Annotated in this window: 22 protein-coding genes; 6 read left to right on the top strand and 16 right to left on the bottom strand. The window is 48.0% G+C overall.

The annotated features are described in order from the left end of the window. Nucleotide 1: 1 nt before the first annotated feature. The 6 genes from DYH48_RS20665 to lexA all read right to left on the bottom strand — a co-directional run bounded on the left by DYH48_RS20665 (nucleotide 2) and on the right by lexA (nucleotide 6,147). Nucleotides 2-877, bottom strand: a complete 876-nt coding sequence (locus DYH48_RS20665; protein ID WP_115335798.1) for a cytochrome c oxidase subunit 3 — start codon at nucleotides 875-877, stop codon at nucleotides 2-4. After that, nucleotides 874-1,455 (bottom strand): cytochrome c oxidase assembly protein, encoded by a 582-nt coding sequence (locus DYH48_RS20660; protein WP_115335797.1) that lies wholly within the window; start codon nucleotides 1,453-1,455, stop codon nucleotides 874-876. Before DYH48_RS20660 ends, DYH48_RS20665 begins: the two co-directional genes overlap by 4 nt. A 1-nt stretch (nucleotide 1,456) precedes the next feature. Then, entirely contained in the window at nucleotides 1,457-3,049 is a 1,593-nt protein-coding gene (gene ctaD, locus DYH48_RS20655) for a cytochrome c oxidase subunit I (RefSeq protein ID WP_006084616.1), read from the bottom strand. 9 nt (nucleotides 3,050-3,058) lie between these two features. Then, nucleotides 3,059-4,615 (bottom strand): cytochrome c oxidase subunit II, encoded by a 1,557-nt coding sequence (gene coxB, locus DYH48_RS20650; RefSeq protein ID WP_115335796.1) that lies wholly within the window; start codon nucleotides 4,613-4,615, stop codon nucleotides 3,059-3,061. Between the two features lie 402 nt (nucleotides 4,616-5,017). Continuing rightward, complete coding sequence (locus tag DYH48_RS20645) at nucleotides 5,018-5,530, bottom strand: cell division inhibitor SulA (RefSeq protein ID WP_006079607.1); 513 nt, start codon at nucleotides 5,528-5,530, stop codon at nucleotides 5,018-5,020. Continuing rightward, the gene (gene lexA, locus DYH48_RS20640) at nucleotides 5,527-6,147 is read right to left on the bottom strand and encodes a transcriptional repressor LexA (RefSeq protein WP_006084613.1); all 621 of its coding nucleotides are present in this window, start codon (nucleotides 6,145-6,147) and stop codon (nucleotides 5,527-5,529) included. Before lexA ends, DYH48_RS20645 begins: the two co-directional genes overlap by 4 nt. A gap of 160 nt (nucleotides 6,148-6,307) precedes the next feature. On the opposite strand from lexA, the gene plsB reads away from it, so the two are divergent. The 3 genes from plsB (at nucleotide 6,308) to DYH48_RS20625 (ending at nucleotide 10,910) form a co-directional block, all read left to right on the top strand. Beyond that, nucleotides 6,308-8,731 (top strand): glycerol-3-phosphate 1-O-acyltransferase PlsB, encoded by a 2,424-nt coding sequence (gene plsB, locus DYH48_RS20635; protein ID WP_006079610.1) that lies wholly within the window; start codon nucleotides 6,308-6,310, stop codon nucleotides 8,729-8,731. Continuing rightward, the gene (gene mtr, locus DYH48_RS20630; RefSeq protein WP_011845445.1) at nucleotides 8,731-9,987 is read left to right on the top strand and encodes a tryptophan permease; all 1,257 of its coding nucleotides are present in this window, start codon (nucleotides 8,731-8,733) and stop codon (nucleotides 9,985-9,987) included. Before plsB ends, mtr begins: the two co-directional genes overlap by 1 nt. A gap of 149 nt (nucleotides 9,988-10,136) precedes the next feature. Further along, nucleotides 10,137-10,910 carry a VOC family protein gene (locus DYH48_RS20625; RefSeq protein WP_115335795.1) on the top strand — a complete coding sequence of 258 codons (774 nt, stop codon included), beginning with the start codon at nucleotides 10,137-10,139 and terminating at the stop codon, nucleotides 10,908-10,910. 204 nt (nucleotides 10,911-11,114) lie between these two features. Here the strand turns inward: DYH48_RS20625 and DYH48_RS20620 are convergent, their stop codons facing one another. Together DYH48_RS20620 and DYH48_RS20615 are read right to left on the bottom strand one after the other, a co-directional pair. Then, nucleotides 11,115-13,076 carry a methyl-accepting chemotaxis protein gene (locus tag DYH48_RS20620; protein WP_115335794.1) on the bottom strand — a complete coding sequence of 654 codons (1,962 nt, stop codon included), beginning with the start codon at nucleotides 13,074-13,076 and terminating at the stop codon, nucleotides 11,115-11,117. Nucleotides 13,077-13,429: 353 nt separating this feature from the next. Further along, nucleotides 13,430-14,599 (bottom strand): ribonuclease T2 family protein, encoded by a 1,170-nt coding sequence (locus DYH48_RS20615; protein ID WP_115335793.1) that lies wholly within the window; start codon nucleotides 14,597-14,599, stop codon nucleotides 13,430-13,432. Nucleotides 14,600-15,005: 406 nt separating this feature from the next. Here DYH48_RS20615 and trpS point away from each other — a divergent pair, with 406 nt between their 5' ends. Then, nucleotides 15,006-16,043: a tryptophan--tRNA ligase gene (gene trpS / locus DYH48_RS20610; protein ID WP_115335792.1), complete on the top strand. Its 1,038-nt coding sequence runs from the start codon at nucleotides 15,006-15,008 to the stop codon at nucleotides 16,041-16,043. 111 nt (nucleotides 16,044-16,154) lie between these two features. On the opposite strand, the gene DYH48_RS20605 is transcribed toward trpS, so the two are convergent. The 6 genes from DYH48_RS20605 to DYH48_RS20580 form a co-directional block, all read right to left on the bottom strand. Next, nucleotides 16,155-19,292, bottom strand: coding sequence for an efflux RND transporter permease subunit (locus DYH48_RS20605; RefSeq protein ID WP_115335791.1), 3,138 nt, complete (start codon nucleotides 19,290-19,292; stop codon nucleotides 16,155-16,157). Between the two features lie 9 nt (nucleotides 19,293-19,301). After that, a complete protein-coding gene (locus DYH48_RS20600; protein ID WP_115335790.1) occupies nucleotides 19,302-20,843 on the bottom strand; it encodes an efflux RND transporter periplasmic adaptor subunit in 1,542 nt (513 codons plus the stop codon). Between the two features lie 21 nt (nucleotides 20,844-20,864). Then, nucleotides 20,865-21,125, bottom strand: a complete 261-nt coding sequence (locus DYH48_RS20595; protein ID WP_115335789.1) for a heavy metal-binding domain-containing protein — start codon at nucleotides 21,123-21,125, stop codon at nucleotides 20,865-20,867. A gap of 267 nt (nucleotides 21,126-21,392) precedes the next feature. Continuing rightward, nucleotides 21,393-21,830: a hypothetical protein gene (locus DYH48_RS20590; protein WP_006079621.1), complete on the bottom strand. Its 438-nt coding sequence runs from the start codon at nucleotides 21,828-21,830 to the stop codon at nucleotides 21,393-21,395. A gap of 109 nt (nucleotides 21,831-21,939) precedes the next feature. Continuing rightward, a complete protein-coding gene (locus DYH48_RS20585; protein WP_011845453.1) occupies nucleotides 21,940-22,395 on the bottom strand; it encodes a DUF2057 family protein in 456 nt (151 codons plus the stop codon). 100 nt (nucleotides 22,396-22,495) lie between these two features. Next, entirely contained in the window at nucleotides 22,496-22,858 is a 363-nt protein-coding gene (locus DYH48_RS20580; RefSeq protein ID WP_115335788.1) for a hypothetical protein, read from the bottom strand. A gap of 435 nt (nucleotides 22,859-23,293) precedes the next feature. Between DYH48_RS20580 and DYH48_RS20575 the strand changes: the two genes are divergently transcribed. Beyond that, a complete protein-coding gene (locus DYH48_RS20575; RefSeq protein WP_006079625.1) occupies nucleotides 23,294-23,857 on the top strand; it encodes a NapC/NirT family cytochrome c in 564 nt (187 codons plus the stop codon). A 102-nt stretch (nucleotides 23,858-23,959) separates the two neighbouring features. Here the strand turns inward: DYH48_RS20575 and DYH48_RS20570 are convergent, their stop codons facing one another. Both DYH48_RS20570 and rsmD read right to left on the bottom strand, forming a co-directional pair. Then, nucleotides 23,960-24,244, bottom strand: coding sequence for a DUF1145 domain-containing protein (locus DYH48_RS20570; protein ID WP_012588824.1), 285 nt, complete (start codon nucleotides 24,242-24,244; stop codon nucleotides 23,960-23,962). Then, entirely contained in the window at nucleotides 24,219-24,887 is a 669-nt protein-coding gene (gene rsmD, locus DYH48_RS20565; protein ID WP_115335787.1) for a 16S rRNA (guanine(966)-N(2))-methyltransferase RsmD, read from the bottom strand. The genes DYH48_RS20570 and rsmD overlap by 26 nt, the downstream gene beginning before the upstream one ends. Before the next feature lie 213 nt (nucleotides 24,888-25,100). Here rsmD and ftsY point away from each other — a divergent pair, with 213 nt between their 5' ends. After that, nucleotides 25,101-26,837 carry a signal recognition particle-docking protein FtsY gene (gene ftsY / locus DYH48_RS20560; protein WP_115335786.1) on the top strand — a complete coding sequence of 579 codons (1,737 nt, stop codon included), beginning with the start codon at nucleotides 25,101-25,103 and terminating at the stop codon, nucleotides 26,835-26,837. Nucleotide 26,838: the final 1 nt, after the last annotated feature.

The raw sequence follows: 26,838 nt of genomic DNA, 5'->3' as shown, positions 1-26,838 counted from the left end.
CTTAAAGTACGTAGACGAAAATAAACAAACACAGCCAGACCACATCGACAAAGTGCCAATACCAACTCCCAGCTTGGAAAGCAAAATGCTTATCTGCGCTAAAGTGCCCCTTCAACACTCTGAAAAACAACACTAATAAAAACAGGGTGCCAAGCGAGACATGCATGCCGTGAAAGCCAGTTAAGAGGAAGAAGGTGTTGCCATAAACCCCAGAGGTTAGGGTGAGCCCCATTTCATGGTAGGCATGCATATATTCTTCGGCCTGCAAGGCAAGGAAACCCATACCCAAAAGTATGGTGATCCCGAGCCACAGTGTGATGGCCGAGCGCTTGTTTTTCTCTAGGCTGACATGGGCAAAATGTAAGGTGACTGAGGAGGTCAGCAGCACGATAGTGTTGATTAACGGCAGGCCATTCCACGGCATCGCTTCGGTTTTGGTGCCATCTGGCGTAGTGAGCAATGGCCAAACGGCTTCGAATTGTGGCCAGAGTACTTCGTGGGTCATGGCATTATTGGAGGCGCCACCGAGCCAAGGCACTGCGACCATACGGGCATAAAATAACGCACCAAAAAATGCGCCGAAGAACATCACTTCCGAAAAAATAAACCAGCTCATGCCTTGGCGAAAGGATCTATCCATTTGGTGCGAATAAAGCCCAGTCATAGATTCGTTGATCACGGTTCTAAACCAGCCAACCAGCATAAAGAGGATCACGGCGATACCCGCTAGCAGGATATAACCGCCACCTGATGCGCCCGATTTTAGTTGATGGACAAAGTGTCCTGCGCCCAAGGCGATTAGAAACAATCCTATAGCGCCAATGATGGGCCAAGCACTTTGGGCGGGAACATAGTAATTTTCATGTTTTGTGGTCATTTTGCAGCTCCTTGCTCTATGGCAGACGCTAACTGCTTGTCGGTAATGTCGTAGAGGGTGTAAGAGAGGGTCAGAGTGTGGATGGATTCAGGTAACTGAGGATCCACAAAGAAAATGAGCGGCAACTCAGCGCTTGTCGAAGCCGCTAAGTGCTGTTGGTTAAAGCAAAAACATTCCGTTTTATTAAAATATGCCGCGCCTTGGCCGGGTGATATTGAAGGTATCGCCTGACCGACCGTGGCTCTGTCTGACACATTGCGTGCCAAAAATGCTGTGTGTATCAGTTCGCCGGGGTGAACTTCGAGCCGCTTGGTCTGCGGCTCAAATTTCCACGGCATACCCGTTTGCACTTGGGAGATAAATTCCACGGTGACAATACGGCTAGTATCTATGGTTATCGCTTGATAACTACTGGCAGTATTGGAGGTTTTACCGTTAATCCCTAGCTTCTCACACAGCACATCGTATAGCGGCACCAGCGCGAACCCAAAGCCAAACATACCGATACAGCCAATGACGAGCATGCTGATCAGTTTACGATTTGACTTAGGTTTTTCTGGCTGGTGATGGTTCGTCATTTCATTTCACCTCAGGTGGTGTCGTGAAGGAGTGGTAAGGCGCTGGGCTTGGCAATGTCCACTCTAAACCCTCGGAACCTTCCCAAGGTTTAGCGGGGGCTTTCTCGCCGCCACGGATGCACTTGATGACTAACACTAAGAAAATCAATTGCGATAAGCCGAAGGCAAAGCCACCAATCGAGACGATTTGATTAACATCGGCAAATTGAATCGAGTAATCGGGGATACGCCTTGGCATACCTGCGAGCCCAAGGAAATGCATCGGGAAAAACAGTACGTTGACCGAAATCACCGAACACCAGAAATGCCATTGCCCCAGTCGCTCGTTGTACATGTGCCCCGTCCACTTAGGTAGCCAGTAATAGGCTGCCGCCATGATGGAGAAAATCGCCCCAGTCACGAGCACATAATGGAAATGCGCCACCACAAAGTAGGTGTCGTGGTATTGGAAGTCGGCTGGCGTAATGGCGAGCATTAACCCCGAAAACCCGCCAATGGTGAAGAGTATGATAAAGGCCACGGCGAACAACATAGGGGTTTCGAAGCTGAGTGAACCACGCCACATAGTCGCGACCCAGTTAAACACTTTCACCCCCGTTGGTACCGCAATCAACATAGTGCAATACATGAAGAACAGCTCGGCAAACACTGGCATGCCTGTAGTGAACATGTGGTGCGCCCACACGAGGAACGACAGAATTGCAATACTGGCAGTGGCATAAACCATTGATGCATAGCCAAATAATGGTTTGCGGCTGAAGGCGGGTACTATGGCGGAGATGATGCCAAAGGACGGCAAAATCATGATGTAGACCTCAGGGTGGCCGAAGAACCAGAAAATATGCTGGAACATCACAGGATCGCCGCCGCCTGCCGCTTCGAAGAAGCTAGTGCCGAAAAACTTATCGGTCAGCACCATAGTCACAGCGCCCGCAAGTACTGGCATCACAGCGATCAGCAGGAATGCTGTGATAAGCCAAGTCCACACAAACAGCGGCAACTTCATCCATGTCATACCGGGCGCACGTAAATTCACTATGGTTACAATCACGTTGATTGCACCCATGATCGAACTTATCCCCATGATATGAATAGAGAACACGAAGAGTGCCGTGCTGTCAGGACTATAAGTGGTAGACAGTGGCGCGTAGAAGGTCCAACCAAAGTTAGGTCCGCCGCCTTCCATAAACAGCGAGCTGAGTAGGATGGTAAAGGCGAAGGGTAAGATCCAAAAACTCCAGTTATTCATCCGTGGCAGCGCCATATCTGGCGCACCAATCATCATAGGGATCAGCCAGTTTGCTAGCCCAGTAAAGGCGGGCATTACCGCGCCGAATACCATGATCAGCCCATGGACTGTGGTCATTTGGTTAAAGAAGTTGGGCTCGACCAATTGTAATCCGGGCTGAAAGAGTTCAGCGCGGATCACCATGGCCATAGCACCACCGGTTAAAAACATAATGAAGCTGAACCATAAATACAAAGTACCAATGTCTTTATGGTTGGTGGTTAGCACCCAGCGCATGATGCCCTTTGGCGCACCATGATGATGGTCATCATGGGCTGCGGTTTGATCTTGAGTCGTTGTGCTCATCATAATCCCCTACTGTCCATGGCTTGCGATATCAGCAGGTTGCACTGTATCGCCGGTATTGTTGCCCCAAGCATTGCGCTCATAGGTAATGACTGCTGCGAGTTGCTGTGGGCTGAGTTGTTTGCCAAATGCCTGCATAGCCGTGCCCGTTTTGCCGTGCATCACAATATCGAGATGATTGGCGACGGGCCCAGTGGCGATAGCACTGCCAGCGAGGGCGGGGAAGGCCGGTGGTATGCCAGCTCCCGTTAACTGATGGCAGGCCGCGCAAGTGGTGGTGTAGACAGTTTCACCTTCGGCCATCAGTGCCTCATGGGTGAGCGTGGGGAGACTCGCCGGATCGACTATGGTTGCGGAGTCGACAACTGCTGCGGGCTCAGTTGTAGGTGCGGGAGTTGGGGCCGTGTTGGCTGGTGTGGTAGCAGGTGCCTGTGTGCCAGCACTGCCGTTCATATGCTCGTTGACGTCTTTGGCCTGCATAGCATCGCCAGTATTATTGCCCCAAGCATTACGCTCATAGGTAATCACAGCGGCAATTTCTTGTGCAGTCAATTGCTTGCCAAAGGCTTGCATGGCCGTCCCTGTTTTACCGTTGAGCACAATTTCAAGGTGGCCGCTGAGCGGCCCTGTTGCTATCGGGCTGCCTTTGAGGTGTGGGAATACGCCTTGTAAACCCTCGCCATTGGGCTGGTGGCAGGCTGCGCAGTGCCCGAGGTAGACTTGCTCACCTTGGGCCATCAGATCCTCTTTGCTAAGGGTCTGTGATAAAGCGGCTTGAGCGGCTTCTGCCGCCGCACCTGCGGCTTGTTTTTGCTCTGTAACCCAGGCTTCAAACTCGGCTTCGGGTAAGGCTTGCACTACGATCGGCATAAAACCATGATCTTTACCGCAAAGTTCGGCGCACTGACCACGGTAAATACCGGGTTTGTCTATGCGAGTCCAAGCCTCATTGATAAATCCTGGGTTGGCATCTTTCTTCACGGCAAAAGCAGGTACCCACCATGAATGGATGACATCTTCAGAGGTCATCAAAAAGCGGATTTTGCGATTTATCGGCAGAACGAGTGGCTTATCGACCTCCAATAGGTAGTGTTCACCCTTGGTTTCGGTACCGTCGATTTGTGCTCTAGGGGTTGCGAGTATGCTGTAAAAATCAATGTCTTGATCGAAATAGCTGTAATGCCATTTCCATTGGGAACCCGTGACTTTAACGGTCAGATCGGCGTCGCTGGGATCTTCCATCGCAATTAAGGTTTTTGTCGCAGGAATCGCCATTAAGATCAAAATGATAAATGGCAGAATCGTCCAAGCGATTTCAACTTTAGTGCTTTCGTGAAAGTGGGACGCGACAGCGCCTTTGGATTTTCTGTGGTTGATCATGGCGTAAATCATCACGCCAAAGACCACAAGGCCAATGGCGCAGCAGATATACAAGATGGTCATGTGCAAGTGATAAACCTTGCCACTGATCTCGGTTACGCCAGGGGTCATGTTGAACCGCATGTCCGCGGCGGCCAACGGTGGTGCGAATAACACCACGAGTAAACAATACAACAATTGCTTCACAAGACTTCTCCTCTGCCAATTGCGAATAGCAACTACAAAGAAGAGCAACACAGTAAGTCTCAACTCTATGCAAACTCTTCAGTTCCCAAAAAAGCTTTTTTGACTTCAACGTGCGTTGGCGGCTGTTACTTTTAATTAAGTATTATTACTGCTGGTATTAGCCACGCTGGCACATACGACTGAAATAAATCTGTTCTCTATTTTTAGTGGCATTTTGAACGCGATAACGGCTCGATTTATTTGCCACGTGCGGCGATATATCATCGCCGACTAAACCAACCATACTTGCTGTTTAAATATTGATCAAGATCACTTATTTATCTAATTGTCTGAAAAATTGCCAAAAAAAAGCCTCACATTCATAGGCGAGGCGGCTTTCAAGGTAAAAAATTAAATGAATATTTAATGCACAGCGCTAAAAAAAGATTGTTGGCCGAAGAGGCTACCTTGCTCAATGCGTACGTCGCCATGTAAGTGACTGTTTACGTCTTCTAGCACTATGCCCATGGCGCGGGCACTTTTAGCGACAATTTGCAGGCGACGATTATCGCGTGCATCCAATGATTGGGTCCAAGTAATAACCGCACTGGACGTACCACTTGTTAAGGCTTTTTCCATCGCCCACAGGGTTTCCACTTCATCTTTCGCGTGCACCAGCAAGACTCTATCCATACGCACGCCAGCGTTGGCGAGCATTTGTTTGTAGCCAATACTCGGCGGGTTGATGAGCACTAACCAACGGCCCTGTTGGCTTAACTGGGCGAGTTGCGCGCTCAGATGGATTAATTCTTGGCGACCTTGAGTCTTAGTTGGCATGCAGGCGATAGGTGCATGGTGCCAGTCATAGTCGGCATCACGTACTTCATCGAGCCACAAGCCCGGATGGCGGGGTGCATTGCCAAGTAGTTTGTTCATAGCCAATCTCCATTACGGATCACACCGACGGCGAGTCCTTCAATTGTTAAACTTTGATAGCCTAAATCCACTTTAATCGGTGAATAGTCTTCATTTTCGGCGTGTAGATAGACCACATTACCTTTTTTTTCGAAACGTTTAACAGTGACATCGTCGTCGACTCTAGCGACAACCACTTGACCATTTCTAGCTTGTTGTACTTTATGAACTGCCAGCAAATCTCCTTCGAGAATGCCAATATTCTTCATGCTGTCGCCTTTAACCCGCAGTAAAAAATCGGCGGCGGGATGGAACATGCTGGGGTCGACTTGGTAGTACTGTTCAACATGTTCTTGGGCGAGAATAGGTTCGCCAGCGGCTACTTGACCGATAAGCGGTAAACCTGTTTCAGTTACTTCTTCGACTTCCGCAGTCAGACGAATGCCCCGCGATGTGCCTGGCATGATCTCAATGCAGCCCTTTTTCGCCAACGCTTTAAGATGCTCTTCAGCCGCATTGGCGCTCTTAAAACCTAAACGGGTCGCGATTTCTGCCCGAGTGGGTGGCATGCCAGTATCGGCAATATTTCGTTTAATTAGCTCTAAAATTTCAGCTTGGCGTGGCGTCAAAGGTCTCATGGTGTTTCCTGTTTTTCTATACAGTTACTGTTAGTATATACAGTATTATTTGCAGCGCAAGTATTAACCACTTTTTAGCTATGTTGGAGAGAATTAGCGAATATTACCCATAGTCTGGTATTCTACCGGGCTAGTAAACGTACTTAATTGCATAAGAATAATGCCTAAACACGACTCTCTTTGGTTGAAATCATTACGCTGGATCCAAAAACACTTAGTGCACACTATTGTTGTGCCTCAGGATCCCTTTGCCGATCTTAATCTGGATGCCTCCAGACCCCTTGCTTATGTGATGAAAACGGAATCGCTGAGTGACATCGCTGCTCTGAGCGAAATAACGGCTAAGTTAGGACTACCGAGCCCCTATGAGCCTTTAGTGGCAAATGGTGTGATTGCGCCTCGGGTTGTCTGCCTTCAAGGGCGTAAGCCGCTGTTTGGCGAGCGTGCCGGTAACGAGCCTTTCCTCGAATGCTTTATGCGTTTGTTGGCCGTGCATAAGGAACGCCCTGAATTAGACATTCAACTGGTGCCTGTGAGCCTGTATTGGGGCCGCACGCCAGGGAAAGAAGACGACACTATGAAGGCGGCTGTGTTTGAGCGGGAAAACCCGACTTGGCTGCGCAAGTGCTTGATGATTTTGTTTTTAGGTCGACATAATTTCGTACAGTTTTCAAATGCGGTATCCCTGCGATACATGGCAGACGAACACGGCACTGACATGGGGATTGCCCATAAATTAGCGCGGGTCGCGCGGGTGCATTTCCGTCGTCAACGTAAGGTGATGACAGGGCCTGTGCTGCCAAATCGCCAAGCACTGTTTCATTCGCTGCTCAAATCTGAGTCGTTGCGTAAAGCGATTCAAGAAGAAGCGGCCAACAAAAAGATTTCTGAGACCCAAGCGCGCGAGACGGCTATTGAGTACCTTGATGAAATCGCTGCAGATTACTCAGATAGCTTAGTGCGTATTGCTGAGCGTTTCTTAACTTGGTTGTGGAACAAGCTTTACAGCGGGATCAACATTAAAGGCGCCGAGCAAGTTCGCCAGTTGCACCATGATGGCCACGAGATTGTCTATGTGCCTTGCCATCGCAGCCACATGGATTACCTGCTGTTATCGTATATTTTGTATTATCAAGGCATGGTTCCGCCGCACATTGCAGCCGGTATTAACCTCAACTTCTGGCCCGCTGGACCTATGTTCCGTCGCGGTGGTGCCTTCTTTATCCGCCGTAGTTTTAATGGCAACAAGCTGTATACCGCAGTATTCCGTGAGTATTTAGATCAACTGTTTGCGAAAGGTTATTCGGTGGAATATTTCTCCGAAGGCGGCCGCTCACGTACCGGTCGTCTATTGGCGCCAAAAACCGGCATGATTGCTATGACGATGAACAGCGTGCTGCGCGGTATCGAGCGTCCAGTCACACTAGTGCCTGTGTATTTAGGCTATGACCATGTGATGGAAGTGGCGACTTACCATAAAGAGTTAAGTGGTAAGAAAAAGAAAAAAGAATCTGTGTGGCAGGTGTTTGGTGCGATTCGCAAACTTGGTAATTTCGGCCAAGGTTATGTGAACTTTGGCGAGCCGATTACTCTGCAAAACTTCTTAAATGAGCGCGCGCCAAACTGGCGTACTGAGTTGGCCGATGATCCTGAGCAAAAACCAAGCTGGTTAACGCCAGCGGTAAACGTGCTGGCAAATCGAGTGATGACGAATATTAACGATGCGGCGGCGGCGAGTTCGGTGACCTTGACGAGTTTAGTGTTGCTGGCCACAGATCAAAATGCCTTAGAGCGCAGTCTGCTGGAACGTCAGCTTGATCTGTATCTGACCCTACTCAAAAAAGTGCCTTACACTACTTATACTTCGGTTGCCGAAGGTGATGGTAAGCATTTAGTGCAGCAAGGTTTAGAGCTGAATAAGTTTGTTGTTTGTGCCGATCCTTTAGGTGAAATCGTGTCTATCGAGGCGAGTCAGGCTGTGTCCATGACTTACTATCGTAACAATATCATCCACTTATTTATTGTACCGTCATTAATTGCGAGTTGTTTAACGCATAATGAGCAGATCCCGCGTCAGCAAGTGGTGTCAATCGTTGCCGATTTTTATCCACTGCTGAAAGCCGAACTCTTCATGGGCATTAAGGATGTACCTGCCTATGTCAATCAAGTGCTGGATTTCTTCATTGAACAAGGGTTAGTGGTTGAGACTGATACCTTAACCGTCGTGCCTGAGCACACTAGCCAACTATTATTGTTAGCCAGTTCAGTAAGCGAGACTCTGCAACGCTATGCCATTATTTTCAATCTGTTAGCGAACAGGCCTAAGATGGAGCGCTCAGAACTTGAGTCTGAGAGTCATCTACTCGCCCAGCGTTTAGGCGCTTTGCATGGCATTACCGCGCCTGAGTTCTACGATAAGAAACTTTACGGCACCTTGAGTGTTAAGCTCAAAGAATTGGGCTATCTAGCGGATAACCAAGATAAGTCCAATATCAATCGCATACGAGATCAAGCCAATAGCTTATTACGTCCGTCAGTGAAACAAACGATAGTGGCGAGTGTCACCGCGGAGCATACAGTTTAATGGCAAATCATATGAATGCGGCTAAGCATAAGCCCGCAGGTAAGTCCTTGCTCGGCGGCGCCATGATTATTGCCGGCACGACCGTAGGCGCAGGGATGTTTTCTCTGCCCGTGGTCGGTGCAGGTATGTGGTTTGGCTATTCGATTTTAATGTTATTGGGCATTTGGTTTTGCATGTTGATGTCGGGCTTATTGTTGCTCGAAACCAATTTGCATTTCGAACCCGGTGCCAGCTTCGATACTTTAAGCAAGCAAACTTTAGGGCAGTTTTGGCGGATAGTGAACGGCGTTTCTATCGCGTTCGTGCTGTATATTTTGACCTATGCCTATATCAGCGGCGGTGGTTCGATTGTGAATCACAGCTTGCAGGGCATGGGAATTGAGTTGCCGCAAAGTGTGGCAGGGCTGGTGTTTGCCATAGTATTGGCGAGCATAGTGTTGATCAGCACTAAGGCCGTGGATCGCATTACCACGATTATGCTCGGCGGTATGATCATTACCTTCTTCCTTGCTATCGGCAATTTACTGATCGAAATCGATGTGACTAAGTTGCTCGAACCCGATGGTAATAGCAGCTTTTCACCTTATTTGTGGGCGGCGTTGCCCTTTGGTCTTGCCAGCTTTGGTTACCATGGTAACGTTCCCAGCTTAGTGAAGTATTACGGCAAAGATTCCGCCACCATTATCAAGGCGATTTTCGTCGGCACCTTTATCGCGCTGGTGATTTATGCCTGTTGGTTAGTGGCGACTATGGGCAATATTCCCCGCAGCCAGTTTATCGATATTATTGCCCAAGGCGGCAATATGGGCGTCTTGGTGGGCGCTTTGTCCGAGGTGATGGCGAGTAGCTGGTTGAACAGTATGTTAACGCTGTTTGCTAACTTGGCCGTGGCTTCATCTTTCTTAGGGGTGACCTTAGGTCTGTTCGATTATCTCGCCGACTTGTTTGGTTTTGACGATTCGCGCTCGGGCCGGATGAAAACCGCGTTAGTGACCTTTGTGCCGCCGACGATTTTAGGATTACTGTTCCCCGACGGCTTCTTGGTGGCGATTGGCTTTGCGGCATTAGCGGCGACAGTGTGGGCGGTAATCGTCCCGGCGCTGATGGCCTATAAATCACGGCAGTTATTCCCCGACAGCACAGGTTTTAGAGTGATAGGCGGTACGCCGCTGATTATTCTTGTGGTGTTATTTGGCATAGTCACGGGTGCTTGTCATCTGCTCGCGATGGCAAATTTACTGCCGCAATATTCCTAATTTTTTTCGATGATTTAAGCCCTCTGCGTGAGGGCTTTTTTGTATTTGGCGATTGAGTTTTAATTCTGCAGATCTTTTTTATCCCGACACTGGACAGAAGTACGAACTCAGACTTAACTCGAATGATTGTAAAAACGAAGGAGCAAATGATGAAAATTACTCAGTACGCACAAGGACATGCATGTTGGGTTGAACTCGCAAGCCACGATTGGCAAGCTGCTAAGACATTCTACCAAGCGTTATTTGGTTGGGATTCAGTTGACATGCCAATCCCAGAAGGTCATTTTTCGCTATTCAATTTAGCGGGAGATGATTTAGGTGCCATGTACCAAATCCCCGAGTCAGAGTCGCAGATCCCTAGCCATTGGCGTGTCTACTTTGCCGTTGATGATATGGATGCCAGCATTGCAGCGATTCAAGATGCGGGCGGCCAAGTGCACATGGGGCCGCATATTGTGGCTGACGCGGGCGTGATGGCGCAGGTGAGCGATCCACAAGGCGCACGTTTTGCGCTGTGGCAAGCGAAGAATCATATCGGTGCTCGCCGTCAGGGTGAACTCAATACCCTTTGCTGGGTTGAGCTGGCATGTAAAGAACCACGCGCTGAAGAAGCCTTTTACTGCAAAATATTCCCTTGGACTAACTCGCCCAGCGACATGCCGGACATCGAATACTCTGAGTGGCAAGTTGACGGCCAATCCATCGGCGGCATGATGACCATAATGCCCGAATGGGGCGACATCTCTTCCCATTGGCTGCTTTATTTTGCAGTAGCCGATTGCGATGCATTTGCAGAAAAAGCCCAAGCGTTAGGCGCGCAAGTGTGCATTCCGCCCAGTGATATCCCTGATGTGGGCAGATTCTCTGTAATAGCCGACGCCCAAGGCGCCACCTTTGCGGTGATCAAGCTTAATCAGATGTAAGCCGTAGTTATCATTATCCGCAGCAGTGAATTTAATGCTGACGATCTAAAGCGATAGGTTTAGAGGCTAAGTTTAAAGAGGCTAGGTTTAAAGATATGGGGTCTACAACAACTAGGTACACCAGAGCGCACCTAGTTGTTAAATTGCCGCTGAGCTTATTATGTTCTCTGTTCAGCCTTCATTAAACTCCTCATCAAACTTCTATTACACTCTGAATTCACTGACTAAATTATCTAGTTGATGACCTAGCTTGAGTAAGTCGTTCGCCGAGCTCGCTGTTTGATTCACGCCGCCTAAGGTGCGATTTGCACTTTCACTCACGCTGTTAATCGAAATATTGATCTCTTCGACAACCGTCGACTGTTGTTCGGCGGCGTGGGCCATTTGTGAGACTGAGTGGCTGATTGACATGACCATATCCGTTATCGTCGATAGCGCGGCCTCAACCTTAGTCACTTGGATCACGGTTGTACTTGTGGCTTCGCGGCTTTGTCCCATCATAGTGGCCGCTGAGCTTGATCTGTTTTGCAGTGTTTGAATTATCTGCTGAATTTGCTTGGTCGATTCCTGTGTCCGGCTGGCAAGTGAACGCACTTCATCGGCAACCACGGCAAAACCGCGTCCTTGCTCGCCCGCCCGCGCAGCCTCGATGGCGGCATTGAGCGCGAGTAAATTGGTTTGTTCGGCAATCGCACGAATTACATCGATCACTTCACCTATCTTGTCGTTGTCATTCCTTAACAGTTCTATGGTGTTTGCTGAAGCTTCTACTTTTTCCGCTAATTCCTTCATCGAATGGGTGGCATTAGCGACAATTTCACGGCCGGAGAGGGATTGTTCCCGCGCTTCTTCGGACAGCTTGTTGGCAGTATCAGCACTGGCGGCCACTTCTATGGCGCTGGCTGCCATTTCGGTTATCGCGGAGGCAACCTGTTGAGTCTCATTTTGCTGCGAGCTCATATCTTTGGTCGCGCTATGGGTGACACTGCTGAGTTGAGTCGACGCGCTAACCAGTTGCACTGTGGTGTTTTTCACTTGTGAGACTAACACTTGGATACGCACCACGAAGCGATTGAAATTTTTGGCTAATTGAGTCAATTCATCATGGCCATTTTCAGGTAATCTTTGAGTTAAGTCGGCCTCTCCATCAGCAATTTCATTGAGTAGTGTGACAACTTCACGAATGCTGCTCAGCAGGCTTTGCGTCACAATGAAGGTTATCAGGGCGGCCATAAGGATGGCGATAATCAGGATAATACTGATGAAAGTGATTTTTTGACTGACTTCCTGAGCCGCTTTATCGCCCGCATCAGACAGTGATTTCATCGTGCTATCTTGCAAGTCGGAGGTCATTTCAGCCATTTCAATACCAATCTTATCAAGCTCTACGATAGCGGTATTGCGATTATTTATGGCTTCGACAACGGACTGAGCCGCTTGCTCATATTCTTTAAGGAGTTGATTTGCCTGTTTGACTTGGGATTGATATTCGAGATTTTCGAGTGACGCGGCAAGCTCGTCTATCGCCAGGTGGGTTTTGTTGAGTTCATCTGTGAATCTTTTGGCTTGTTCAGGTTGATTATCGACTAAAAACTTCACCACATAGAGTCTTACTAACAGCAGTTCCCTCAAGGTTTTACCGGCATAAAATGCGCCCCTGACATCCCCGTCATTAAAGGAAGATTGCATGATTTGTGATAGTATTTTTTCAACCTCAGGCCCTTTAATATCAAGCGTTCCTGAAACTAATCTTTCTCTATTTTGCTGATTAACAATTATTTTTCGATTAAAAATGTCAACATATTCGACTTGGTGCTCGCCGATTTGATTGATGAATTTGATTCTTTCAGGGAAGGAAATGTGCGCTTTAGCTTTTGCAATCATCTCGTGGGCTTTACTACTCTGATTGCTAAAATCTGTGGCGGCTTCTGCTGATCCCGTTTTGACATAGGTCTTTACTGCTAAACGAAGTCGATAAATTTCCTGTAATAAGTTGCTGGTGATCGCACTCTCAGGAGCAAGATCTTCAGTGACTAGTCGCATTCTATTATCGATATCAGTTAGTGCGAAATAACTCGTGAGTCCAAGAGTGATAAGCATTGCCACGAGTAACGCTGGCACTATGGCGAGTTTTTTAGTTAATGCGAGTTGGTTTATGGAGAACATGATTGCCCCGAGCTAAAAATGTCTTCCATGGCATTGGTGGATACGATAGAGCCTCTCTATCGCGAGAACTATTTGAGTATAGGTGAGTTATTTCAATGACAAGCTAATGCGGCCGAACATAAACTTTGTTTAATGTAAGTTCGTTGCAACCTTAGGGTGTGAATGGGGTGAAGCGAAATATCTTATTGGGATTGTATTTATGGTATTGAATTTAAAATAAATTTATCAGTTTACCTTTTGGGCTGTGGACATGGTCTAAAACCGAGTTGCTGCGGCGAGCTATCCGTTGGTGATTGAATTTGACGGCCGAATTGGGCCGTCATCACTCTTAAGCATTTGCGGGTTTAGAATATTTAATTAGCATTATCAATCATGATTGTCTCAGGGCAGGAGCCTCTGCCTGCCTTGTTAGCTTTGGCGAGTAGGCTAGGCAAGGAGTCTGAGGCTTTAATGACCTCGGGCAAGTTAATGCGGATTTCACTCAGTAATCCCTTGCCACATTCTAGGCTCATTTTAGCGTGAGCACCTTGACCGAAACTGCTATCAAAACTTTGGTTTAACTCACTTTTACTGACACTCTTACCTATGTTGTCATGAATAAATTTTTGTACCCATGCCGAGGCATTGACGGCTTGGGTCAGCTGGGTTGCCAATAAAAAGTACTCGTTAGGGTCTTGGCTACGGCAAGTGCCGTGTTTCCACCATTCGTGGCGTTCTAAACAGGTGCCATATTGGGCGCTTGGCATGACTTCTTCTAAATTTTTGCGCACCGATGGATTCAGTTCAAACTCAGGATAAGTACAGAAATCATTCGGCTGCAGTTTGACTGTGCTGCAATAGCCATAACGTGTGCCGCATTGTTGTTTATTCGGCCACAGCCCGTGCAGGCTGAAGTGTTGCCACTGGCTCGATTCTGGCGTTTGGCTGAGGGCGCGGCATTCGGCTTTGCGGCGGCCATAGAGTTCACAAAAGGTGCTTTGCCAGCTTAATGCCAGCACGTTGGCGTCAAATTCACCGCCGATTCGGCATTGATCTCCTTGACGTTTTTCTGGTGTGCCATGCTCTTTAAGGCCGTCTCGGCTTTTGGCTTTGATATCCGATGCTGTAGTGGTTTGCGCGGGTTCTACCGCTGTTGCAGGTGTCGATACATTACTGCCTGCAACATTGGAAAGATACTGACCACAAGCGCCACTGATCCACCGCATGGGAGACTTCACTGCGTTGGTGCGCACTCGCAGCCAATCAGGTTTGGCGCTGTTGCCGAGGATTTCGAGTACCGGATAGCGCTCACCAATATTGCTCTGCCATTGATCTGGATTCGTCTGCTTATTTTTCGATTGAAATAGCTCACAGCGTTTATCGGCAACGAACTCACCGGTTGCGGGCGCGGCAACGGCAGGTACTGCTGAAATGATTAGCGCAGCGCATAAACCGAACGCCGCAAGTAACGTACGCGATAGGCTTTTAAGGGAAAGTGCTTGCGGCCATATCCGGCGGATGGTCAAACAAAATGGCTTGGTCATGTGATGGAATCCTTTCTTCTTGAGCAATTAATCAGAGCAAGGCTAAACGGACGCTTGCTGGTAAACCATTTTGCAGGTAATTCAACGAATTCGCTAATGAGATTTGGTTTAGTGACAGTGGGATTGTTAGCGTGTTTGATTGGATTCAGTACAGTTTTGAAAGCAGTGGAAGTACTGAGTATATCTAGTTTACTGCTTTTTATATTTGCAATGAGTTAGCTATTTAGTTAAGGTAAAATGATGAAAAAATATTCTATGTCTTTCATATCATACACTTTAGTAACTACTTGGTGGCGCTCATTCCTATAGAGCGGCGCTAGGATTCTTATATTCAAAAGCTGCCGGAAGGCAACTAGTGAATATCCATTATTGTGTCTCCGGTTGGTTAATTTATCGGAGATATAACATGCAAATTAGTTCATCAAAACCGCTTTTATCCTCAAATACTCAAGAGAAAGTGCTTACCGGCGATAGGGCGACAGGGCCTTTACATCTGGGCCATTATGTTGGCTCGCTCAAGCAAAGAGTCGAGTTACAACACAGGTTTGACCAAACTATCCTTGTCGCCGATATGCAAGGCCTAACGGACAATGGGCATAACCCTCAGAAAGTGGCATCGAATATTTTAAATGTTGTAGCTGATTATCTCGCTATCGGAATTGACCCCAGTAAAACCACTATATGTTTACAGTCAGCTATTCCAGCATTGGCTGAGCTGACTATGTACTATGCAAACTTAGTTTCTATTGCCAGACTGGAACGAAATCCGACCGTTAAAAGTGAGATAAACAGTAAAGACTTTGGCCGGGCCATTCCTGTAGGTTTTTTAACCTACCCCATTAGTCAGGCCGCTGATATTACCGCCTTTCGTGCGACGCTTATTCCTGTGGGAGATGATCAGTTGCCTATGTTGGAGCAGACGAATGAAATCGTTAGGAAGCTTAATTCGATAGCACAGGATGAGGTGCTACTAGAGTGTAAGCCGTTATTGAGTAATGTATCACGCTTACCCAGTGTTGATGGCAAAGGTAAAATGTCTAAGTCTATGGGTAATACCATAATGTTAGGTTCAAGTGCGCAAGATATTTCAAAGGCAGTTAAGGCTATGTATACCGATCCCCTGCATTTGAGTGTGAATGATGCGGGACGGGTCGAAGGCAATGTCGTTTTTACTTATCTCGATGCTTTTCACCCTGACATAGAATATGTGGCTGAGCTCAAATCGCATTACCAAAAAGGCGGCTTAGGTGATGGTAAGACTAAAGCTATTTTAGAGGAGTGCTTACAAGAGTTGCTTGCGCCAATTCGTGAGCGCCGGGCTTTACTCTTATCTGATAAAGCTCAGTTAGTGTCGATACTCAAAGTTGGAACGGAGCAAGCCCGTGAAGAGTCGGATGCTTTATTACGACGAGTTAAAGCTGCGTTCGGCCTAAATTTATTTTGATGCAGCACTATTTTTGCTGAAGAAGGCTCGGGTGAATTTTATGAATCTGAGCAGTGCTAAATAATAAAACCCCTAGAGTTTTGAGGACGCTAGGGGTTTTATTTCAAATATCTAAGCGTCTTTCTTTAATTTACGCGAGTAAATCAGTAGATAGAGTGCGGGCAGGACAAACAGCGACAGTATGGGCGCTGTGACCATGCCGCCGACCATAGGTGCGGCGATTTTTTGCATCACATCGTTACCCGAACCCGCACCCCACATAATGGGCAGTAGGCCGAAAAAGATGGTCGCCACTGTCATCGCTTTGGGGCGGATCCGCATAACGGCGCCTTCAATCAAGGCTTCTTTCAAGTCATTGACGCTGTGATAATTATCTTTTTCTTGCCTGTGTTTGATGGCGTTATTGAGATACACCAACATCACCACCCCAAACTCGGCGGCGACACCCGCTAAGGCAATCATACCGACGGCGACGGCCACTGAGATGTTGTAATCCAGCAGATACAACAACCAAGTGCTGCCGACCAATGCGAAGGGGAGGCTTAGCATAATAATGCTGGCCTGAATGGTGGAGCCGAAGGTCATCATCAGCAGGATGAAGATCACGGCTAACGCCATAGGGATCACTTGTTTAAGCTTAGCATCGACCCTTTGCATATATTCGTACTGACCCGCAAAGCTATAGCTGTAACGGGGCGGGACAACGAGTTCAGCATCTAAGGCCGTTTTCGCGGTGGCGATATACTCACCGATAGAGGTGCCTTCGATATCGATAAACACCCAAGAAATTAAGCGGCCATTCTCACTCTTTAACATAGGCGCGCCATCGTTAATTTCGATGTCGGCCAAGTTACGCAGCGGCAGATAATGCCCCGACTTAGTGATCACGGGCAGCTCGCGCAGCTTCTCAATATTGTCGCGCAGCTCACGGGGATAACGCAGGTTGATAGGATAACGTTCGGCGCCTTGTACTGATTCGCCAATATCCATACCGCCGATGGCGTAACGCACCACATCTTGAATATCCTGCAACGTCATACCGTAACGAGCGGCCACATCCAGTTTCGGACTGATATCGATATAACGGCCGCCGCCACTGCGTTCGGCGTAGGCCGATTTGGTGTGTGGCACTTTGCTTAAGATAGCTTCAATCTTAGTACCAATGCTTTGCAGTTCGTTGACATCGGCCCCAGTGATCTTAATGCCGACAGGGGTTTTGATCCCCGTCGAGAGCATGTCGATTCGGGTTTTGATGGGTTGCACCCAAGCATTGGTGAGTCCAGGTACTTTTACGGTTTGCTGTAGCTGGGCAATAATGCCATCTAAGGTCATGCCTTCACGCCATTCGTCATGGGGTTTAAGCATGATAGTGGTTTCAAGCATAGTCAGCGGCGCGGGATCGGTCGCGGTTTCGGCGCGGCCTACTTTGCCAAACACGCGGGCCACTTCGGGCACGGTTTTGATTAAACGGTCGGTTTGCTGTAACACTTCGGCGGCCTTGCTGGCACTGATGCCGGGCAACGCCGTTGGCATGTAGAGCAAATCGCCTTCTTCGAGTGCGGGCATAAACTCGCTGCCCATGCGGGTCATAGGATACCAAGCGCTGGCCAGCGCGATTAACGCTAACATCAGGGTGACTTTAGGGAATTTCAGCACCAATTTTAGTGAAGGTTGATAAATCGCGATCAAGAAACGGCTGATGGGATTGCTACGTTCGCTGGGGATTTTACCGCGAATAAAGTAACCCATCAAAATCGGCACTAAGGTAATAGATAAAAATGCCGCCGCTGCCATGGCGAAGGTTTTAGTGTAGGCCAGTGGCGCGAATAATCGACCTTCCTGCGCCTCGAGTGCGAACACAGGCACAAAGCTTAAGGTAATAATAATCAATGAGAAAAATAACGCAGGGCCGACTTCAATCGACGCTTCGGTGACGATACGCCAATGCTCTTTCGTATCGGGTTCGCGATCATGATCCGCTTTAAAATGCTCTAAATGCTTGTGCAAGTTTTCGATCATCACAATCGCGCCGTCCACCACGGCGCCGATGGCAATGGCGATGCCGCCAAGGCTCATGATATTGGCGTTAACACCCATCTTGTTCATCACGATAAAGGCGATAAGGATGGATAGCGGCAGGGTGATCACGGCCACGAGTGTGGAGCGCGCATGCAGCAAAAACAGCAAACAGACTAAGCCGACCACCAACATTTCTTCGACGACCTTGCTAAACAAGTTGTCGACGGACTTAAGGATCAAGTGAGATCTGTCGTAGGTGGGGATAATCTCAACTCCATCGGGCAGGCCGGCTTTGAGTTCTTCGAGTTTTGCTTTCACCGCATCAATTGTCGCTAAGGCGTTTTCGCCGTAACGCATCACCACAATTCCGCCAACGACTTCACCTTCACCGTCGAGTTCGGCTATGCCGCGGCGTGAGGCTGGGCCTTTACGCACAGTGGCAACATCTTTGAGGGTTAAACCTGTGCCAGAAGGACTGGTGATACCAAGGGGGATTTCACGAAAATCCTCTAGCGTCTGGCGATAGCCTTTGGCGCGCACCATGTACTCGGCTTCGGCCATCTCGATCACTGAGCCGCCAGCTTCGCTGTTGGCTTTATCAATGGCTTGTTTAATGGTGGCGATATCCAGCTTATAGATCGCCATTTTGTCGGGCTCAAGCACTATCTGATAGGTTTGCTCCATGCCGCCAACGGTGGCGACTTCAGAAACACCCGCCACGCTTTGCAGCTCTAGCTTGAGGTACCAATCCTGCAGACTCTTGAGTTGCGATAAATCTAAATTGCCGGAGCGATCGACCAGCGCATATTCAAACACCCAACCAACGCCAGATGCATCTGGGCCGAGGGAAGGTTGCACATTTTGCGGTAAACGGCTGCTGATCTGACTCAGGTATTCGAGCACCCGTGAGCGAGCCCAGTAAATGTCGGTGCCATCTTCAAAAATCACATACACGTAAGAGTCGCCGAACATGGAATAACCACGCACGGTTTTGGCGCCGGGGACGGCTAACATGGCGGTCGACAAGGGATAAGTCACTTGTTCTTCAACCAATTTTGGCGCTTGACCCGGATAAGGGGTTTTAATGATCACTTGCACATCGGATAAATCCGGCAGCGCATCGAGCGGCGTTTTCCGCAGCTCCTGTACGCCCCAAACAGTGATCATGATGGCGATAATCAACACCATAAATCGCTGCCTGATGGACGCCTCGATAATATATTTCAACATAACGCGCTCCTAGTGCTGATGACCGCTGCTTAAACGCATTAAACTGCCCTTGAGGCTAGCCTCGGAGTCGAGTAAGAATTGCCCCGAAATCACCACTCGTTCACCTTCATTCAGGCCTGAAATAATCTCGGCCTTACCTTGGCTCATCATGCCGACGGTTACGGCCTTGGCGGTAAAGCTGTCGTCGGTTTGCTTGACGATCACGCGGTTTTCTTTGCCCGTTTGAATTAAAGCTTCCTGCGGGATCACTAGCACATCTTTATTCGGGCCACCGAATAGCGAAACTTTCGCGAGGGTTTTAGGTCTTAAATCTACCTCGGTATTGTTGAGCACTACTCGTACTCGCAGGCTGCGAGTGACAGGATCAAGCTCAGGATAGATGTAATCTATCGTGCCTTCGATGCCGCTGATATTCATGGCGGGAACGGCAATTTCGGCCTTCTGACCTTTGGCAATCCAGCTTTGCTCGTTCTCAAAGACGTCGGCAATCACCCAGACTTTGGAGAGATCCACCACAGACATGACTTCTGTCGACGGCTGAATATACATGCCATCGCGAATGTCGAGGGCTTTCACTATGCCGTCTTCTTTGGCGTAGAAAGGTACCCTATATTGGGTTTGATGTGACTCGGCTAATTGTTTGATTTGCCTGTCGTTAAAACCAAGGAATGATAAGCGTAAGCCCGCATTGCGCACCAAATCTTTGTAGCGGCCTTGGCCGTTTGCTTTGGCGGTGTCCATAGCGAGCAGATAGTCATCCTGGGCGTTGATTAAATCGGGGGAATAGATCTCGTAGATCAGCTGGTCTTTCTTTACGGTATCACCCACGGATTTGATCATCAGTTTTTCAATCCAGCCAGTAACGCGGGCATGGATATGGGTGATTTGGCTTTCGTCATAGTCGATTTGACCGACGGTTTCGACAAATTTCCACAGTGTGTCGCGTTCAACCTTGGCCACCTTTAACGCCAACGCTTGCTGCATGCTGCCGGATACATTGATGTTGATTTCTTGGGTATTACCGCCCGTTTCGACCTTTTCTAAGTTCATACCGCAGATAGGGCAAGTGCCGGGTACATCACTGATAATGTGGGCATGCATAGGGCAAACGTACTTGATTGTTGTCACATGATTTTGGGCTTTAACTAAACTGTCGGCCTTAGGTGTTGGGGTATCGAATACCTGACTCGCAGCTTTGGCGGCAGAGGTTTGCCCATGCTCAGAGGCTTGGTGATCTGCGGCTTGATGCTGTGCATGCTCGGCCGCAGGGTTCGCGGCATCGAGTTTCTCAACTAAAAACATATTGCACTTAGGGCAGCGACCCGGCTCATGGCTGAGCACTTCGGGATGCATAGGGCAAGTGTAGGTTTTCACTTGATTTAACGGATTATTCTTAGGCGCAGTTGCAGAGTTTACTGCCGCTTCGGTCGCCGTGGGCTCTTGTGTGTTAGTCAGCTGGGCATGGCTCAACCAAGGCGTACTAATGAGCAAGCTACTCAAGATCAGTACGGCCTTAGGGGCCTGCTTTTTTACTGTATTAAATTGGTTCATATGCCTCATCTCCAGCCTAGCTTAGTGGTGTTCGTGCGCGTTGTGCATCGTACCTTCAGCCATTTTTACTTCCGTCGCCTTTGGTTCTAAGTCCATGCCACATTTAGGGCAAGTATCGCCTTTATTGCCAGTCACTTCGGGGTGCATAGGGCAAACATAGGTTTGTGCTTGTTGCGGTGGATTTGCATTGTCGTGTTGATGTTCGTGCGGCGCAGCCGTGGCAAACACGCTAGTGCTGGTCAGCAAGAATGCGATTAAGGCGAGATTAGTTAGTGTTTTCATATTATTCACTCCATCGGATTAACGGCCGAATATGAGCGCATAAACGTCTGTGAGCACAGTGGTTCAAAGCGGTTCGCTTTGATAGACGGATTGATGCCACAACTTGGCATTCGGCTCAGTTAACAACGTTTTGCTAGACTCGGGTGCACGATTTAACGATAAGGCACCACAATAAACGGCTAAATTTGGCGTTAGCTTAGGGCTAACTGGATTGTCGTTTTAGCTTGGCTTCTTTAGGGCGATTTGCCCATTAAGCGCAAAGTAGGCCTAGGCTATCGGAGGTTTAAAGGCCGAAGACAAAGAGATCGAGTGGAAATGAGGCATAGGAGTGGCCATTGCAGTATCGCTCATGCTCACACTTGGCCAGAGGTGTGGGCTGAATAGAGTGCCAGCGACTGAAATCGTCAAACAATGACCACAATCATTTGAACATGATGTGGTGCCATCACAGCAATGCTGTTTCGCGCCGGGAAGCATTTTATCGTTGCAGCAATCCGCGTTGGCCATTGAATGTGAGTCAGAAGGATTCTCAGTGTTCATCTGCATCATGGCAGCATGGTGCATTTGGGGGGAAGCTTCATGATTCATCGCACTCATATCCATAGTGTGCGGCACCATGGCGTGACCATTAGACACAACACTTTGCCCGACGAGTGCGAGTAAAGTGAACATGACTAAAAAGTAACGACCGAGTGTGTGATGCATAAGTATTCCAAATGATGAACGGCTCGAGTCTAGCATAGAGGCATTATGCTGTAATGATTTAACTCACATTTCAGCACATGCCTCAAATTAAATATTTTGCTTTTCTAAATTAGAAAGCGGGATTGCTGACTAACATTTTCGCCATCAGCTGGCTGTGGCTTTGCAGTGGATATTCGCCCGCTTTGTCACCATTAATACTGAGTTGAATCGTTGGATATTTAATAAATTGGCGCGCTTCAGCTTCAGTCATTATTTTGGGCTGGGTGATTTGGTAGCTATCACTCGCCTTCACATCCAGCACTAAGTAAAGCGGCGCTGATTTAACCCAGTTACCACTATCATCGGCGCGATAATCAAATATATCCTGATATTTTAGCTCGAGCAGTACTTTCCCTGCGGAGAGTTGGATAGGTTTAAAGGGCGTCGCTGGCACACCATTGATACTGATAACACTGAGCGAATCTGTGCTTTTTAAGCTAGCGGCTGTGACAGTGGTGCTACTTAATAAGGCACCGATAACGAAAGTTAGGCCTAGTAAGCTTTTGTTCAATAAAGAGGTTTTCATAATAAACTCCAAAAATTCTCTGTACCTCGTTGCGGTGCGGATATGCAGCGGCGCAATCATAGGTGTTTAGTCGGTTTTACGTTGTAAAAAACGAAAGACGTTACAGTGAATTGGAGGTGGGAGGCGGCGTAGTGAGTCCAAGATCGGCAGTTTGCATCGCCCAGCCTTGGATGGCAATACGCTTGCTTGCTGGGTTGGCGAAGGCCAGTTTTAGCGCTGCAGGCTCAATGAAAAGTGATGATAGACAATGGATTTGGCAATGATTTGTCATGCTATCTTGGCAGTGTTGCAAGCAATCGGATGCAGAACAATCTGGCATGGTGCAGTTCATTTCTGCATCCATCATCAGCATGGTTTGACTGCTGTGGCCATTGGTATTGGCTGAAGTTGGCATAGCACTCACCATCGCCGATTGGGCGATTAGCGAAAATAACACTGCTATGGTGATCCAAAATTTAGCCATGATAACTCGGAAAATTGATTGCTTACCCTTAGAGACCTTAGTTAGCCCGATAAAGTTTCATATCGCGTTCAATTTTTTAATTTCTAATGATTTATTCCTGGCCACTTCTAATAATTAAACAAAACGTCGTTTAGATCACATTTCTATTTTCTAGAAATGATTTCAATAGTTATTGATTCTCAAAGGGGAAATCTCATCGCGATAATCGCTAACTTGCGATTATGGGATGATTGCATTAGCTTTAGTTAAAGTGCATTGCAGCTCAGCTAGCGGTTTTTACCAAATGTCGTCCTAATAGTTAGAGCTAAGTCTCATTTTGCGCTTTTAAGGTTAATTTAATCGGCAAATTTCGGCTTAAAATCAAATTTCTAATAAATGAAAGAACATAAACTAGTCTTATAAAAACTAATTTTGACAATTTTTGGAGATAGAGTGATGAACTGGCGTGCACTATTTAAACCTAGCGCAAAATATTCAATCCTGGCGCTACTGGTCGTCGGTATTGTTATCGGTGTTGTGGGCTATTTCGCAACCCAAACAACCTTACATGCAACCAGCCAAGACGCATTCTGTATGAGCTGCCACAGCCAACATTCATTGAAAGATGAAGTGATGGCGTCTGCCCACGGTAACAACCGTGTGGGTATCGTGGTTCAGTGTCAGCAATGTCACATCGCACAGGAACCATTCCAATACCTGAAGAAAAAGATCATCGTTTCTAAGGACGTTATTGGTTTCTTAACTATCGATGGCTTTAACACGCAAGCATGGTTAGATGAAAACCGTAAAGAACAAGCTGAGTTAGCGCGTGATTACCTTCGTGCAATCGATTCTTCAACCTGTCAAAACTGTCACAACCGTATTTATGAAAACCAATCAGAAAATATGAGCAAAATGGCAGTGAGAATGCACAGCAATAACTTCAAGAAAGCCCCAGAAGATAGAAAAACCTGTATCGACTGTCACAAAGGCGTCGCTCACCCTTACCCTAAAGGATAAGGTTTAACGGTTAACTTACGTTATCGTTAGTCATTAAAAAGCCCTCTGTTGAGGGCTTTTTGCTGTCCGTGTCTGAGTACCTGACGGTGCCTAAATGTTAGGTTAACTCGCTGGAGTCATCACTTTTTGTCGATAAGCTAACAGGCTAAAAATACCGAAGATAAATACTTGCAGATAATCAAGCTTTGTTAATGGCAGTAAGGTCTTAAATAGCATGTGGAAAATGGCCACTTGGAAGCAGTGCATCATGCAGGTTATGCCAAACAGGATATTCAAAATAATCGCCACATTACCTTCAAATGGCATAACCAAGTTGTAGGCCATCATCAACCAAGCGATGAGGGTAATGGCTTTACCTAGGTTAATCAGCAAGGGCATGGCTTTCATCTTCGATAGGTTCGGCAGTGTTGTCGGCTTGATATTGATATAAGCGGTAACTCACTTGCCCCGCATTCTTTTCTTTCAAGGCGTGCCAGCTAGATGGAATGGCCAGTTGGGTTAATTCAGATTCGATCTCGACATAAATCAGCGCGCCATCATTGAGCCAAGCTTGAGTATCGAGCAGTTGAATGGTCTTTTCTGCCAATCCTTTGCGAAAGGGTGGATCGATAAACACTACATCGAAACCTTGCTCGCAGCCCCTTTGCAACACCACTAAGGTATCGGCGTTGAGCACTTCGGCCTTATCGCATTTAAGGGTTTGCAGATTTTCTTTTAATTGCATGGCTGCGCCGCGTTGCAACTCGATAATCTTGGCGAAACTGGCATAGCGAGATAGGGCTTCGAGGGCTAAAGCGCCGCTGCCGCCGAAACAGTCGAGTACTCGCGCATTAACTAAGTCATTGGCAAGCCAGTTAAACAGGGTTTCGCGCACTCTGTCTGTTGTCGGGCGTAAACCTTCGAGATCTTGAATAGGTAAACGACGCGAACGCCATTGGCCCGCGATGATCCGCACTTGACCGCTCCCGGGTTTATTTTTGGCTGTTGGACTTTTGGTCACATTATTTTTGACCGTTCGATTCTTAACCAAAGTGCCCCCGTGATTTTGCCTGAAGAAAGAAAGTGGTAGACTATGCCACCTTAATAAAGGCCACTATTTTATATCAAAGTCTCACTAAAAGGTGATAAGGCTGAGCGAGCTTAGCTAATTGCCGACTTTTTGGGCGTAATTGCCGAGGCAATCTGGTATAACATCAGGGTCTTATTCAAAATTCAACACTGAAGTAGAGCGCTGGAATCACACATGGCAAAGAAAGGTTTTTTCTCCTGGTTTCGTAAAGATAAGTCACAAGATGAGGTCGTCGCTGAAACTCCAGTTGTTACTCCAACACAAGACACTGAAGCAGCAGAGCGTTTAGAACAAGAACACGCAGAGGCGCAACGTTTAGCTGCTGAGGCTGAGGCAGAGGCTCAAGCGGCCGCAGAAAGGCTGGCAGCAGAACAGTTAGCTGCCGAGCAGGCGCAAGCCGAGCGTATTGTCCAAGAACAAGCTGCAATCGAAGTTCAGCGTTTAGCCGAGCAACAAGCCGAAGCGGCGCGTCTGGCGGCGGCTCAGTTAGAAGCGGAACAACTTGCGAAAGTGCAAGCCGAGCGTATTGCTCAAGAGCAAGCGCAAATTGAAGCCCAACGTTTAGCCGAACAACAGGCCGAAGCGGCTCGTCTGGCGGCTGCTCAGCTAGAAGCTGAACAACTTGCTGCAAATAACTTAGCCGCTGAAAAAGCCGCTGCAGAGCAATTAGCCCAAGCGCATGCTAAGGCTGAAGCCGAGCGTATTGCCCACGAACAAGCACAAATCGAAGCTCAACGTTTAGCCGAGCAACAGGCCGAAGCGGCACGACTGGCGGCTGAACAAGCTGCAGCCGAGGAAGCTGAAAGTGCTCGTGTTGCCGCCGAACAAGCTGCCGCTGAAGCGTTAGCTGCGGAGCAACTCGCTGCTGAAGCATTAGCACGTGAGCAAGCAGAAGCGTTAGCGCAACAACAGGCCGAAGCTGCACAAACCGCTGGGCCCGTGACTGAATTGCAGCCAGAGCCGCAGGCGAGACCCGTTAAAGAAGGGCTATTTGCTCGTCTGAAACGTGGCTTGATGCGTACCAGCGAGAATATTGGCAGTGGTTTTATCGGCCTGTTCCGCGGCAAGAAAATCGATGATGATCTGTTTGAAGAACTCGAAGAACAGTTATTAATCGCCGATGTTGGCGTCGAAACAACCACGCGTTTGATCAAGAATTTGACCGAGCAAGCGTCGCGTAAGCAATTGAAAGATGCTGAAGCTTTATATGACTTGCTACGGGAAGAAATGCAGAAGACGCTCGATCCAGTCGCAATTCCGTTAGTGCCAGACAATGCAAATGGCCCATTTGTGATCTTAATGGTCGGCGTTAATGGTGTGGGTAAAACCACCACTATCGGCAAATTAGCCAAACAATATCAGAGCCAAGGTAAGTCTGTGATGTTAGCCGCGGGCGATACCTTCCGCGCAGCTGCGGTAGAGCAGCTACAGGTTTGGGGCCAACGTAATGATATTACTGTGATTGCCCAACACACAGGTGCCGACAGTGCATCAGTGCTGTTTGACGCTTTACAAGCCGCCAAGGCACGTAAAGTGGATGTGTTGATCGCCGACACTGCGGGTCGCCTGCAAAACAAAGCGCACTTGATGGAAGAATTGAAGAAAGTGGTGCGAGTGATGAAAAAGCTCGACCCAGATACGCCGCATGAGGTCATGCTGACATTAGATGCGAGCACAGGACAAAATGCGATTAGCCAAGCGCAATTATTCCAAGAAGCCGTAGGTGTAACGGGTATTACCATCAGCAAGTTAGACGGAACGGCTAAGGGCGGCGTGGTGTTTGCGATTGCCGACAAGTTTAATATTCCGATCCGTTACATAGGCGTGGGTGAGCAAATTGATGATTTGCGAACCTTCAATTCGAAAGAATTTATCGATGCCTTGTTCACTCAAGAAAAAGCGGATAGCTAAT

This window comes from Shewanella baltica (assembly GCF_900456975.1).
In the GTDB taxonomy this organism is placed as follows: Bacteria; Pseudomonadota; Gammaproteobacteria; order Enterobacterales; family Shewanellaceae; genus Shewanella; species Shewanella baltica.
Note: the sequence above shows the minus strand (reverse complement) of the source record. Positions and strands in the feature narration are given on the sequence as shown.

Excerpts from the sequence above, each read along its gene's own strand:
- DYH48_RS20665 (WP_115335798.1), bottom strand. The coding sequence starts at position 877 with ATGACCACAAAACATGAAAATTACTATGTTCCCGCCCAAAGTGCTTGG.
- DYH48_RS20660 (WP_115335797.1), bottom strand. The coding sequence starts at position 1,455 with ATGACGAACCATCACCAGCCAGAAAAACCTAAGTCAAATCGTAAACTG.
- ctaD (WP_006084616.1), bottom strand. The coding sequence starts at position 3,049 with ATGAGCACAACGACTCAAGATCAAACCGCAGCCCATGATGACCATCAT.
- DYH48_RS20645 (WP_006079607.1), bottom strand. The coding sequence starts at position 5,530 with ATGAACAAACTACTTGGCAATGCACCCCGCCATCCGGGCTTGTGGCTC.
- lexA (WP_006084613.1), bottom strand. The coding sequence starts at position 6,147 with ATGAGACCTTTGACGCCACGCCAAGCTGAAATTTTAGAGCTAATTAAA.
- plsB (WP_006079610.1), top strand. The coding sequence starts at position 6,308 with ATGCCTAAACACGACTCTCTTTGGTTGAAATCATTACGCTGGATCCAA.
- mtr (WP_011845445.1), top strand. The coding sequence starts at position 8,731 with ATGGCAAATCATATGAATGCGGCTAAGCATAAGCCCGCAGGTAAGTCC.
- DYH48_RS20625 (WP_115335795.1), top strand. The coding sequence starts at position 10,137 with ATGAAAATTACTCAGTACGCACAAGGACATGCATGTTGGGTTGAACTC.
- DYH48_RS20620 (WP_115335794.1), bottom strand. The coding sequence starts at position 13,076 with ATGTTCTCCATAAACCAACTCGCATTAACTAAAAAACTCGCCATAGTG.
- DYH48_RS20615 (WP_115335793.1), bottom strand. The coding sequence starts at position 14,599 with ATGACCAAGCCATTTTGTTTGACCATCCGCCGGATATGGCCGCAAGCA.
- trpS (WP_115335792.1), top strand. The coding sequence starts at position 15,006 with ATGCAAATTAGTTCATCAAAACCGCTTTTATCCTCAAATACTCAAGAG.
- DYH48_RS20605 (WP_115335791.1), bottom strand. The coding sequence starts at position 19,292 with ATGTTGAAATATATTATCGAGGCGTCCATCAGGCAGCGATTTATGGTG.
- DYH48_RS20600 (WP_115335790.1), bottom strand. The coding sequence starts at position 20,843 with ATGAACCAATTTAATACAGTAAAAAAGCAGGCCCCTAAGGCCGTACTG.
- DYH48_RS20595 (WP_115335789.1), bottom strand. The coding sequence starts at position 21,125 with ATGAAAACACTAACTAATCTCGCCTTAATCGCATTCTTGCTGACCAGC.
- DYH48_RS20590 (WP_006079621.1), bottom strand. The coding sequence starts at position 21,830 with ATGCATCACACACTCGGTCGTTACTTTTTAGTCATGTTCACTTTACTC.
- DYH48_RS20585 (WP_011845453.1), bottom strand. The coding sequence starts at position 22,395 with ATGAAAACCTCTTTATTGAACAAAAGCTTACTAGGCCTAACTTTCGTT.
- DYH48_RS20580 (WP_115335788.1), bottom strand. The coding sequence starts at position 22,858 with ATGGCTAAATTTTGGATCACCATAGCAGTGTTATTTTCGCTAATCGCC.
- DYH48_RS20575 (WP_006079625.1), top strand. The coding sequence starts at position 23,294 with ATGAACTGGCGTGCACTATTTAAACCTAGCGCAAAATATTCAATCCTG.
- DYH48_RS20570 (WP_012588824.1), bottom strand. The coding sequence starts at position 24,244 with ATGAAAGCCATGCCCTTGCTGATTAACCTAGGTAAAGCCATTACCCTC.
- ftsY (WP_115335786.1), top strand. The coding sequence starts at position 25,101 with ATGGCAAAGAAAGGTTTTTTCTCCTGGTTTCGTAAAGATAAGTCACAA.